Source organism: Streptomyces sp. NPDC058662 (genome assembly GCF_042716255.1).
Classification (GTDB): Bacteria; Actinomycetota; Actinomycetes; order Streptomycetales; family Streptomycetaceae; genus Streptomyces.
Genome location: NZ_JBHXRU010000063.1, coordinates 1 through 3,366 on the forward strand (window position 1 = coordinate 1; position 3,366 = coordinate 3,366).

2 protein-coding genes and 1 pseudogene are annotated in these 3,366 nt (G+C 70.8%); 2 read left to right on the forward strand and 1 reads right to left on the reverse strand.

Annotated features, from left to right (window positions below; translation table 11 throughout):
* Nucleotides 1-605: 605 nt before the first annotated feature.
* Together ACFWUQ_RS21150 and ptsP are read left to right on the forward strand one after the other, a co-directional pair.
* Nucleotides 606-1,055: a PTS glucose transporter subunit IIA gene (locus ACFWUQ_RS21150; RefSeq protein WP_384540114.1), complete on the forward strand. Its 450-nt coding sequence runs from the start codon at nucleotides 606-608 to the stop codon at nucleotides 1,053-1,055.
* A gap of 75 nt (nucleotides 1,056-1,130) precedes the next feature.
* A complete protein-coding gene (gene ptsP / locus ACFWUQ_RS21155) occupies nucleotides 1,131-2,801 on the forward strand; it encodes a phosphoenolpyruvate--protein phosphotransferase (protein WP_384540117.1) in 1,671 nt (556 codons plus the stop codon).
* Nucleotides 2,802-2,894: 93 nt separating this feature from the next.
* Here the strand turns inward: ptsP and ACFWUQ_RS21160 are convergent.
* Nucleotides 2,895-3,366, reverse strand: a pseudogene (locus ACFWUQ_RS21160) (hypothetical protein); the annotation flags it as partial.

The window sequence follows — 3,366 nt, forward strand, 5'->3', positions numbered from 1 at the left end:
ATCCACCGAAATGGACGGGGTATCAACTTTTGGCGTTGATTTTTGGCACGCTGTTGAGTTCTCAAGGAACGGACGCTTCCTTCGTACTCACCCTCAGTAACACTACTGGGGCTTTCCTCCGGGCTTCTGTTCTGCGTTTCCGACTCTATCAGACTCTTTCGTGTCCGATTCCCGGTCGAAGCGGGTTCCGCTTTCCAGGTTTCCGCTTTCGCGTTTCCCTTTCCGGCGAGTCCGACTCTACCAGCGAATTTCTTTCTCTCCGACCAGTCACTGTTTACCGAAAAGGCGCACAGGGGTATGGCAGAGAAGAAGATCGACACTGGAGAGGAGGAGTCCCGTCCCTCGGACGTTCGCGAGATGTTCACACGAGGCGTCCCGGCGGGAGTCACGACAGTACAGGCCCCGCGATGCCCAAGCAAATCGATTCAGGCGTATGGTCTAGTCCACCGGTCTAGTCCACTAGTCTCCGTGCCCAAGGGCCAGTCCGGGTCGATACCAACATCGGGCGAACCCGAACATCTAGTGACATATCCTTCGGAAGAGTACGCCGTTCGCAACAGGTAGTGACGGCGACACCAAGCAGCCCCACCCCTGGGAGGCCCCTCATGACCAGCGTGACGTCCCCACTTGCCGGGCGCGCCATCGGGCTCGCGGCAGTGCCCGACCCGGTGTTCTCCGGCGCGATGGTGGGACCGGGCACCGCTCTCGATCCGGTGCGCGAGCCCTCGGAGGCGGTGGCCCCCGTCGACGGCGTGGTCGTCTCCCTGCACCCGCACGCGTACGTCGTCGTGGACAGCGACGGCCACGGGGTGCTCACGCACCTCGGGATCGACACCGTGCAGCTCAACGGCGAGGGCTTCGAGCTGCTCGTGAACAAGGGCGACACCGTGACCCGCGGCCAGGCCGTCATCCGTTGGAACCCCGCCGCGGTCGAGGCCGCCGGCAAGTCCCCCGTCTGCCCCGTCGTGGCACTGGAGGCTTCCGCGGAATCCCTCTCCGATGTGGCCGGGAGCGGCGACATCAAGGCCGGGGACGTTCTCTTCAACTGGAAGTGACGTCGTCCGCCCGCACGGGCGAGTCGGACATCCACCGCGGCGGCTGGGGCCGCCGCTCAATCGGAGACGGGTGAAATGGAGACAACGCTGCGAGGCGTCGGCGTGAGCCACGGTGTGGCGATCGGCGAGGTTCGGCACATGGGGACGGCGGTTCTCGAACCGCCGGCCAAGCAGATCACCGCGGATGAGGCGGAGCGCGAGCAGGGGCGCGCCCGTCAGGCCGTGAAGGCTGTGTCGGCCGACCTGATCGCACGCGGCCAGCTGGCCGGCGGCGAGGCCCAGCACGTGCTTGAGGCCCAGGCGATGATCGCCACGGACCCCGAGCTGATGGCGGACGTCGACCGGCGGATCGCCGTCGGCAGCACCGCCGAGCGCGGTGTGTACGACGCGTTCGCCTCCTACCGCGACCTGCTCGCGGGAGCCGGCGAGTACATGGCCGGCCGGGTCGCGGACCTGGACGACGTGCGCAACCGGATCGTGGCGCGACTGCTCGGTGTGCCGATGCCCGGTGTGCCGGACAGCGACGAGCCGTACGTGCTGATCGCGCGGGACCTCGCGCCCGCCGACACCGCGCTGCTCGACCCGGCGCTCGTCCTCGGTTTCGTCACCGAGGAGGGCGGGCCCACCAGCCACAGCGCGATCCTCGCGCGGGCACTGGGCGTGCCGGCGATTGTGGCGCTGCCGGGTGCCGGTGAGATCGCCGAGGGCACCCTGATCGCCGTGGACGGCAGCACGGGCGACCTGTTCGTGGAGCCGACCGCGCAGAAGCGGGCCGAGCTGGAGGCCGCCGCGGCCGAGCGCAGGGCCGCTCTGGCCGCCTCGTCCGGTCCGGGGGCGACGTCGGACGGCCACAGGATGCCGCTGCTGGCCAATGTCGGCGGTCCGGCGGACGTGCCCGCGGCCGTCGAGGCCGGGGCTGAGGGCGTGGGCCTGTTCCGTACCGAGTTCCTGTTCCTGGACGACAGCAAGAAGGCGCCGTCGGAGGACAAGCAGATCGAGTCCTACCGCAAGGTGCTCGAAGCCTTCCCCGAGGGCCGTGTCGTCGTCCGCGTGCTGGACGCCGGCGCCGACAAGCCCCTGGACTTCCTGACTCCGGCGGACGAGCCGAATCCGGCGCTCGGCGTCCGTGGTCTGCGCTCGCTGCTCGACCACCCGGACGTGCTGCGCACGCAGCTGACCGCGCTCGCCAAGGCCGCCGAGGGTCTGCCCGTCCACCTTGAGGTCATGGCCCCCATGGTCGCCGACCGGACCGACGCCAAGGCGTTCGCGGACGCCTGCCGCGAGGCCGGGCTGCGCGCCAAGTTCGGCGCGATGGTGGAGATCCCCTCCGCCGCGCTCCGGGCGCGCTCGATCCTCCAGGAGGTCGCGTTCCTGTCGCTGGGCACCAATGATCTGGCGCAGTACGCCTTCGCCGCCGACCGTCAGGTCGGCGCCGTGTCCCGGCTGCAGGACCCGTGGCAGCCGGCGCTGCTCGATCTGATCGCCATGTCGGCGGATGCCGCCAGGGCGGAGGGCAAGAGCTGCGGCGTCTGCGGCGAGGCGGCTTCCGACCCGCTGCTGGCGTGTGTTCTGACGGGTCTGGGTGTCACCTCCCTCTCCATGGGTGCGGCGTCGATTCCCTATGTGCGGGCGACGCTGGCCAAGTACACGCTCGCGCAGTGCGAGCGCGCGGCGGCCGCGGCGCGTGCCGCGGACACCGCCGAGGAGGCGCGGGTGGCCGCCCAGGCGGTGCTGTCCGGGGAGTAGCCGGACGGTGTGTTCGTCGGTTCGAGGGGCCTTCGCCGGTGGGTGGCGAGGGCCCCTCGGCCGTGTGGGCCCGCGCCCCGCGGGCCGGCTGCCTCAGCGGTGCGGGCCGGGCTGGTCCACCTCGTAGCCGGGGCAGTACTCGACGCCTGGTTCGGGGGCGACAGGCTCCCCGGTGTCGGCGTCCGTGCAGTAGGCGTTGAAGACGGCTGCCGCGGACAGGGCCGTCAGGCGCCCCCGGTCGAGCCGCCAGCCGTGGACGCGGTCCCGATGTCCCTCGGTGGTGCTCCGCAGTACCAGTCCCCCGGGGCCGCCGAGGGCGAGGCCGGCGGCCAGGACGGTCGCGAAGTCGAGGGCCTCCCGTCCCTGGGCCCGGGGCGGGGCGCCCGGTTCCGCGGCCGGTTCCGGGGCGGGCACGGTGGTGTGAAGGACGGCGACGAGTTGCTCGCTCTCGGTGGGGACGCTGCAGACGAGGTGGTGGTGGCCGGGGCCCGCGCCGGCCAGGATTCGTGGGAGCGCGGGGGTGGGGCGCGCGAACCTAGGCCGGGCCCGGTCCACAACGCCCACC

Bases quoted from the DNA above. Each gene is read 5' to 3' on its own strand.
- ACFWUQ_RS21150 (WP_384540114.1), top strand. From the start codon at position 606: ATGACCAGCGTGACGTCCCCACTTGCCGGGCGCGCCATCGGGCTCGCG.
- ptsP (WP_384540117.1), top strand. From the start codon at position 1,131: ATGGAGACAACGCTGCGAGGCGTCGGCGTGAGCCACGGTGTGGCGATC.